Annotated in this window: 9 protein-coding genes; 3 read left to right on the top strand and 6 right to left on the bottom strand. The window is 65.3% G+C overall.

Annotated features, from left to right (window positions below; translation table 11 throughout):
* The first annotated feature begins 28 nt into the window (after positions 1 to 28).
* The 3 genes from rpsD (at position 29) to VGI62_RS07665 (ending at position 3,394) form a co-directional block, all read left to right on the top strand.
* Complete coding sequence (rpsD, locus tag VGI62_RS07675; protein ID WP_331503816.1) at positions 29 to 646, top strand: 30S ribosomal protein S4; 618 nt, start codon at positions 29 to 31, stop codon at positions 644 to 646.
* A gap of 86 nt (positions 647 to 732) precedes the next feature.
* Entirely contained in the window at positions 733 to 1,122 is a 390-nt protein-coding gene (locus VGI62_RS07670) for a hypothetical protein (protein WP_331503815.1), read from the top strand.
* A gap of 58 nt (positions 1,123 to 1,180) precedes the next feature.
* Positions 1,181 to 3,394: a S9 family peptidase gene (locus VGI62_RS07665; RefSeq protein ID WP_331503814.1), complete on the top strand. Its 2,214-nt coding sequence runs from the start codon at positions 1,181 to 1,183 to the stop codon at positions 3,392 to 3,394.
* On the opposite strand, the gene VGI62_RS07660 is transcribed toward VGI62_RS07665, so the two are convergent.
* The 6 genes from VGI62_RS07660 to VGI62_RS07635 all read right to left on the bottom strand — a co-directional run bounded on the left by VGI62_RS07660 (position 3,395) and on the right by VGI62_RS07635 (position 6,920).
* The gene (locus VGI62_RS07660; RefSeq protein ID WP_331503813.1) at positions 3,395 to 3,814 is read right to left on the bottom strand and encodes a thioesterase family protein; all 420 of its coding nucleotides are present in this window, start codon (positions 3,812 to 3,814) and stop codon (positions 3,395 to 3,397) included.
* The gene (gene grxD / locus VGI62_RS07655) at positions 3,811 to 4,155 is read right to left on the bottom strand and encodes a Grx4 family monothiol glutaredoxin (RefSeq protein ID WP_331503812.1); all 345 of its coding nucleotides are present in this window, start codon (positions 4,153 to 4,155) and stop codon (positions 3,811 to 3,813) included. Before grxD ends, VGI62_RS07660 begins: the two co-directional genes overlap by 4 nt.
* Positions 4,156 to 4,227: 72 nt before the next feature.
* Complete coding sequence (locus VGI62_RS07650; RefSeq protein WP_331503811.1) at positions 4,228 to 4,461, bottom strand: BolA family transcriptional regulator; 234 nt, start codon at positions 4,459 to 4,461, stop codon at positions 4,228 to 4,230.
* 32 nt (positions 4,462 to 4,493) lie between these two features.
* Complete coding sequence (locus VGI62_RS07645) at positions 4,494 to 5,117, bottom strand: LysE family translocator (RefSeq protein WP_331503810.1); 624 nt, start codon at positions 5,115 to 5,117, stop codon at positions 4,494 to 4,496.
* The gene (locus tag VGI62_RS07640; RefSeq protein WP_331503809.1) at positions 5,114 to 5,608 is read right to left on the bottom strand and encodes a DUF1579 domain-containing protein; all 495 of its coding nucleotides are present in this window, start codon (positions 5,606 to 5,608) and stop codon (positions 5,114 to 5,116) included. Before VGI62_RS07640 ends, VGI62_RS07645 begins: the two co-directional genes overlap by 4 nt.
* 79 nt (positions 5,609 to 5,687) lie before the next feature.
* A complete protein-coding gene (locus VGI62_RS07635) occupies positions 5,688 to 6,920 on the bottom strand; it encodes a serine hydrolase domain-containing protein (RefSeq protein WP_331503808.1) in 1,233 nt (410 codons plus the stop codon).
* Positions 6,921 to 6,974 lie beyond the last annotated feature (54 nt).

Raw genomic sequence — 6,974 nt, 5'->3', positions numbered from 1 at the left:
GCCGGCTCGGGTCGAAGAAGAGAACGATATGTCCAAGCGCCATAGCGCCAAGTACAAGCTCGACCGCCGGATGGGCGAAAACATCTGGGGACGCCCGAAGTCTCCGATCAACAAGCGCGCCTATGGCCCCGGCCAGCACGGTCAGCGCCGCAAGCAGAAAGTCTCCGACTTCGGCCTGCAGCTGCGCGCAAAGCAGAAGCTGAAGGGCTACTACGGCAACCTGACCGAGAAGCAGTTCAGCAAGATCTACGAAGAGGCCGCCCGCCGGAAGGGCAACACCTCCGAAAACCTGATCGCGCTGCTTGAAAGCCGCCTGGACGCGGTGGTCTATCGCGCCAAGTTCGTGCCGACCCCGTTTGCGGCTCGCCAGTTCGTCAACCACGGCCACGTGCTGGTCAACGGCAAGCGGGTCAACATCCCGTCGTACCGTGTGAAGCCCGGCGACGTGGTCTCGGTGCGCGAGCGGTCGCGCAACATGGCTCTGGTGCTGGAAGCCCTGCAGTCGCCGGAACGCGACACGCCCGACTACATCGAAGTCGACGGCAAGGGCATGAGCGCAAAGTACATCCGGATGCCGGAACTGGCCGAAGTGCCCTATCCGGTGAAGATGGAACCCAACCTCGTCATCGAATTCTACGCGTCCTAACCGGCGCCCGATCGACATGCGACACGAAGGCCCCGGAGCAATCCGGGGCCTTTTGCTTTGCGCGCTGGTGTGGCGCAGTGGGGTGCATGAACCGCAGGCTCTTCATTCTGGCGTCTCTGGCGCTCGGCGGCTGCGCGACCGCGGTTCAGCCGCCACCGGCGCCTGTCGCTCCGGCGCGCGCTCCGTTGGGCGAGCTGGAGCCGCTCTATTCCGCGGTGGCCGGACCCGCCGGTTTGACAATCCGCGTAGCGTCCAACGGCTGCGCTACTGCACCGGATTTCGGCTTCTACGTGGAGCGACGGCCCGCCGGCGTGACCATCGCCTTCGCGCGCCGCCGGCTGACCCCGTGCCGGTCGGCGGCCACCTCCATCGCCCAGCAGGAGGTCGCGTTCTCCTGGGGCGAGCTGGGCATCGACGCCAGGACGCCGGTATTCGTGCTCAATCCGCTCGTCGCCGGCGCGGGACCAGGAAGCTGAGCCCTTGGCAAGGCGCTGGGTTTCCGGTCTGGTCCGGGCCACCCTGTCCGAGAGTTCCATGAAATTGTTAGCCGCAGCCGTGGTCGCGTCCATGTCCTTGAACCTTGCCCACGCCGAAGTCCTGACCCCTGAGCGGGTATTCGCCAGCCCGGACCTCTCCGGGCCGCAGGCTCGCGGCGTCGCCCTGGCGCCCGACGGCTCGGCGGTGACCTACCTCAAGGCCAAGGCCGACGACGTTGACATCACCGACCTGTGGATCTCCGACGTGCAGGGCGGCGCACCGCACATGTTGATCGACGGCCGGGCGCTTTCGCCGGCGAACCATGAGCTCTCTGAGGCCGAGAAGAGCCGCCGCGAGCGAATGGGCCTAAGGAGCCGCGGCGTCGTCGAGTACCACTGGGACGAGCAGGGCAAATACGTCCTGGCGCCGGTGCAGGGTGACCTGTGGCTCTATGAACGGGCCAGCGGCAAGACCCGGCGGCTGACAGAGACAGCGGGCGACGAGGTCGATGGCAAGATCTCGCCGAAGGGCGGCTTTGTTTCCTACGTCCGTGACGACAACCTCTACCTCATGCCCCTGGCGGGTGGGCCGGAACGGGCGCTGACCACCGACGGCTCGGAGCTGAAGAGCTGGGGAACCGCGGAATTCATCGCCCAGGAGGAACTGCACCGCTTCACGGGTTACTGGTGGTCGCCTGATGAGACCAAGCTTGCGCTCACCCACGTGGACCAGTCCGGCGTCGACGTGATTGACCGTGTCGATGTGGGTGTCGAGGGCGGCACGGTGGTGCACCAGCGCTATCCGCGGGTCGGACGGCCCAATGCCAGGGTTGATCTCTACATCGCCGACATAGCGAGCGGTTCAAGGGTGAGGGTGGACCTGGGCGCGAACCCCGACATCTACCTCGCCCGCGCCGATTGGTCGAAGGATGGCAAGATCCTCTATGTCCAGCGGCTGACGCGCGATCAGAAGCGCCTTGATCTTCTGGCGGTCGATCCGTCTACCGGTGCTTCGAAGGTGATCCTGAGCGAGACCAGTCCGCACTGGGTGTCGCTCAACGAAGATATGAAGCCATTGAAGGATGGCGGTTTCCTGTGGTCTTCCGAGCGGAGCGGGAACAAGCACCTCTATCTCTACGCCGGCGACGGCGCGCTCGTGCGACAGTTGACTGAGGGCGACTGGCCGGTCGCCGACCTCGAGGGCGTCGACGAAGCGCGCCACATGGCGATCTTCTCAGCCAGTAAGGATACGCCAATCGAGCGGAGGCTCTATGAGGTCTCCTGGCTGGCGCCGGCCGAGCCCAGGGCGCTGACGCCGACCGGCGGCTGGTGGAGCGTCAACGTGGCCAAAACCGGCGGCGCCTTCGCCGGCAGCTATTCGGATCCCCGCACGCCGCCACGAACCGGGCTCTACAAGGCTGACGGCAGCTTCGTGCGCTGGATCGAGGAGAACCCACTCAAGCCGGGTCATCCGTTCTATCCCTACCTCGACCATCTCAGCACGCCTGAGTTTGGGACCATCAAGGCCTCCGACGGCCAGACGCTGCACTGGTCGATGCGAAAGCCCCCCGGCTTCGATCCGGCGAAACGCTACCCGGTGATCGTCCAGGTCTACGGCGGCCCGGCCTCAGCGCTGGTGGAGAAGGTGTGGAACCCACCAGCTGACCAGCTGCTTCTCGACGCCGGCTACATCCTCTTCCGGCTCGATAACCGAGGCACCCCCAATCGCTCGGTCGCCTTCAAGACCGCCATCGATCGGCGAACCGGCGGGCCGGACGTGGAGGATCAGCTCGCGGGTGCGGCCCATCTCAAGTCGTTGCCCTATGTGGACGCCGCCAGGCTCGGGGTCACAGGCTATTCAAACGGCGGCTACATGACGCTGATGTTGCTGACGGTTCCACACTCGCCGTTCGCCGCAGGCGTGGCCGGCGCGCCGGTGACCGACTGGACGCTCTACGACTCCGCCTACACGGAGCGTTACATGGGCACGCCCGCCGACAATTCTGACGGCTACCGGCTCTCGCAAGTGATCGCGCGCCTTGGGAGCCTGAAACCCGGTACGCTCCTCTTGGTGCACGGCATGGCCGACGACAACGTGATCTTCGAGAATTCCACCCGGGTGTTGGCCGCGCTGCAGGCGCAAGGCATCCCCTTCGAGATGATGACCTATCCTGGCCTTCGCCACCGCACCGGCTGGACCGCCAAGCCGCTGATGCACCGGACCCTGGCCACCATGGATTTCTTCGCGCGCAAGCTGAAGCCGGGCCTTTAGCTAGGCGAACATTTCCACCATCCAAGGCGGAACGCGCTTCGGCCGGCCCGTGGCTTGCTCGATCAGCACCCAGGTGGTGCGGACCTGGGCGCACATGGCTCCGTCCTCGGAATCGATCCGGATGAAACGGTCGAAGCGGGGCCCCTCGGCGGTGTCGGAAACCCAGGTGCGCCCATATCCGGTCTCTTTAGGAAGCAGAGCGCGGCGGTAGTCGATCTCGTGGCGCAAGGCGATCCAGGCCCAGGTCGCTAGCGCGTCAGCCGGCGCGAGCGCGCGCCAATGCGCAATGGCCAGGCGCTGCGCCCATTCGAGGTAGACCACGTTGTTCACATGGCCGTTTTCGTCGATGTCGGCGAGTGTCGGCTCGAAGGCGAGCGCAAAGACCGGTTTGCCCTGCGGCGGCTCGAGCAGCAGGCTCAAGCGGCCAGCACGCCCTGTTCCTCGAGGAACGTCTTCAGTTCGCCGGCCTGGAACATTTCGCGCACAATGTCGCAACCGCCGACGAATTCGCCCTTCACGTAAAGCTGTGGAATGGTCGGCCAGTCTGAAAAGGCCTTGATACCCTCGCGCAGTTGGTCGTTCTGCAGCACGTTCACGCCCACGAAGTCTGCGCCGAGGTGGTCGAGAATCTGCACGACCTGGGCCGAGAACCCGCACTGCGGCTGCTCGGGAACGCCTTTCATGAACAGCACCACGGGATGGTCCCGCACCGCCTTGGCGATGAAGTCATGGACGGGATTGGCGGTCGTGGTCTCGGTCATCGGTCGCCCTTTCGGCGCAAATTCGTAGCCCAAGAGCTAGGGAGCCAACCCAGCGGGGTCAAGCGGGCTGCGTCAGGCGGGCGCGGAGGTTTCCAGGGCCAGCGCGTGCAACTCGCCGCCCATCCGGCCCCTGAGCGCGGCATAGACCAGCTGATGCTGCCGCACGCGCGGCAGGCCTTTGAACGCGGCCGAGACGATGCGCGCCTTGTAATGGTCGCCGTCGCCGGCCAGGTCGTCGACTTTGATCTCGGCGTCGGGAAATCCGTCACGAAGGATGGTTTCCAGATCGGCTTGGGCGATGGGCATGACGCGCTATCTAGCGCCGGGTTACGCCCAGCTCAATCGAAGACCCACAGGAGATTGATCCCGAAGGCTCCCATGAGCGTGCCGGCGGTTCGATCGAGCGGGCGTTGGGCGCGCCTGTAGGCGCTCGCCGCGCGCCGGGTCGAGAACAGCCAAGCCATGGCGACCTGCCAGCCCAGGCAGGTCGCGACGCAGATGCCGACTGCGGCCAAGCGCACCCAAAGCGGCGTCTCGGGCCCGACGTAGGCTGAAAAGATGCTTGCGAAGAACAGCACCGACTTGGGGTTGGTCATGCCGACCGCAAAGCCCTGCCAGAAGGCCGCCCACCAGCTAAGACCAGACTTGGAAGCCTCCGCGGGCCGGGCTTGTGGCGGGGTCCGCCAAAGCGCGATGGCAAACCAGATCAGATAGAGCCCGCCGCCGAGGCGCAGCAGCTTGTAGAGCCAGGGTGCGGCAGCCAGCAGGGCGGCGAGGCCCAGAGCGGCGGCTGCGCACCAGACGATGCAGCTCAGCGTCGTGCCGAAACCTGACGCCAGGGCCGCGCCTCGACCGTGCCGCATCCCGAAGCGCATCAGCATGAAGTTGTTGGGGCCCGGCACGGCGCATGTCGCAACGCTGATCGCGAATAACCCGGCGAGCGATAGCAGATGCGCGTTCAAGCGGCCTGCGCTCCGGTTCGAGTGAACTGCATCAACCAGTTGGTCTCCCAGGTCAGGCCTTCGTCGTAGGAGAAGGCCTGCGACCACTGGGCCGAGTCGGCGGTGATGGCGTTCCAGACCAGAACCACCTTCACCGGTCGGCCGTCATCGAGATCTACGCCGTAGAACCGCCCCTCGCCATTTTCAAAGCGGCCGTGGACCGGCTCGGTCATCCGGCCGTCGGCGCTGCTCACCCAATAGATCGACCAGGTGCGCCGGGCGACGTCGAAGGTGCGGAACGCGACGCCCTGAAGGCCACGCTCGGGCATGTCGGCTTCTTCGACGTTACAGAGGCCGCCCATCACGCCGCGACAAACCGCCGCCCCGGTGAACTCGATCCAGTCCGCCCCGCTCACGCCACGGCGCTTCAGCATGCGGTGTCGAACGAGCCAATGGCCGTAGAAGAAATCGAAGTCGCCCCGGCCGTCCTCAATCATCGTGATGGCGTTCATGGATCCTGTCCTCGGCTAGGCGGACAGGGGTAGCTGGGCCCTGCTGACAGCATCGTGTCAGCAGGGCCTGGAGCCGTCTTCAGTCGATAATCGAAGAGTAGATGATGCTCTTCAGCTGGCCGCGGAAGTTGAAGGTGCCCGACGGCATGAGTTGGGTCATGAAGACCACCGAGAGGTCTTCCTTGGGGTCGACCCAGAAGATGGTCGAGGCTGCGCCGCCCCAGTAGTAATCGCCCGCGCCCAGGGTGCCTGTCTGCACCTGGCTCATGGTCGAAGCGAAGCCGAGGCCGAAACCCACGCCCTCGTTGGCCGTCTCGGAGAAGCCGCCAATAGCCAGCTGGGTCAGATCCTTGCCCCCCGGCAGGTGGTTCATGTGCATCACTTCGATCGTCCGCGGGCCGAGGATCCGCGCGCCGTCAAGCTCGCCGCCCCGCCGCAGCATCTCGCAGAAGCGCAGGTAATCAGCGGTGGTGCCGGTGAGGCCGCCGCCGCCCGATTTGAAGCCGGGATCCTTGGTGAAGTCGCTGGTCGCGGGGTCGTCGATCAGCTTCAGCTTCTTGTCAGGCCCACGCTGATAGTTGGCGGCGAAGCGGTCGATCTTTTCAGGGGCGACGACGAACGACGTGTCTTTCATACCAAGCGGACCGAAGATCGTGTCCTGAAGATATTGGGCGAACGGCTTGCCGGAGATCACCTCGACGAGCGCGCCGCAGACGTCCGTTGCGAGCGAATACATCCACGCCGAGCCCGGCTGATAGCGCAAGGGAACCTGGCCGAGCTTGTCGAGGAACTGCTGCATGGTGTCCGCGCCGCCGACCGAGCGGACCTTCAGTTCGCGGTAGATCTTATCGATCGGGTGCTGGATGCCGACGCCCGGCAGGCCGCCGCCATAGGTGAAGCCCGCGCTGTGTGAGAGCACGTCGCGGAAGGACACAGGGCGCGTCGGAGCCTCGCTCTTCATGTCCGCGCCTTCGCCGGAGACCCACACCCGGTGGTCTTTCCAGGAGGGGACGTAGCGGCTCACCGGATCGTTGAGCTGGAAGTAGCCCTGCTCGTAGAGGGTCATCAGCGCCACCGAGGTGATCGGCTTGGTCATGGAATAGATGCGGTAGATGGTGTCGTCGGCGGTGGGCTTTCCTCGCGCGACGTCCATCAGCCCAAAGGACTTGGCGTAGGCGAGGTGGCCGTGGCGCGCCACGCTGACCTGGCAGCCGGCGATCTTGCCCGGGCCGATGTAGTTGCGCTCCAGGTGCTCGCCGATGCGGTCCAGGCGCCGGGCGTCCAGCCCCGTCCACTGCGATTGGGCGTCCATGAAATTTCCTCCGAAAATGGCTTTGGCTCTAATTGGCGGCCATCATGGGCGCTG

The sequence above is a fragment of the Phenylobacterium sp. genome (assembly GCF_036495085.1).
GTDB lineage: Bacteria > Pseudomonadota > Alphaproteobacteria > Caulobacterales > Caulobacteraceae > Phenylobacterium.
The sequence above is the reverse complement of the archived record's forward strand: the minus strand, read 5'-3'. Positions and strand labels throughout refer to the sequence as shown.

Coding starts and splice junctions, on each gene's coding strand:
- rpsD (WP_331503816.1), top strand. CDS start 29: ATGTCCAAGCGCCATAGCGCCAAGTACAAGCTCGACCGCCGGATGGGC.
- VGI62_RS07670 (WP_331503815.1), top strand. CDS start 733: ATGAACCGCAGGCTCTTCATTCTGGCGTCTCTGGCGCTCGGCGGCTGC.
- VGI62_RS07665 (WP_331503814.1), top strand. CDS start 1,181: ATGAAATTGTTAGCCGCAGCCGTGGTCGCGTCCATGTCCTTGAACCTT.
- grxD (WP_331503812.1), bottom strand. CDS start 4,155: ATGACCGAGACCACGACCGCCAATCCCGTCCATGACTTCATCGCCAAG.
- VGI62_RS07650 (WP_331503811.1), bottom strand. CDS start 4,461: ATGCCCATCGCCCAAGCCGATCTGGAAACCATCCTTCGTGACGGATTT.
- VGI62_RS07640 (WP_331503809.1), bottom strand. CDS start 5,608: ATGAACGCCATCACGATGATTGAGGACGGCCGGGGCGACTTCGATTTC.
- VGI62_RS07635 (WP_331503808.1), bottom strand. CDS start 6,920: ATGGACGCCCAATCGCAGTGGACGGGGCTGGACGCCCGGCGCCTGGAC.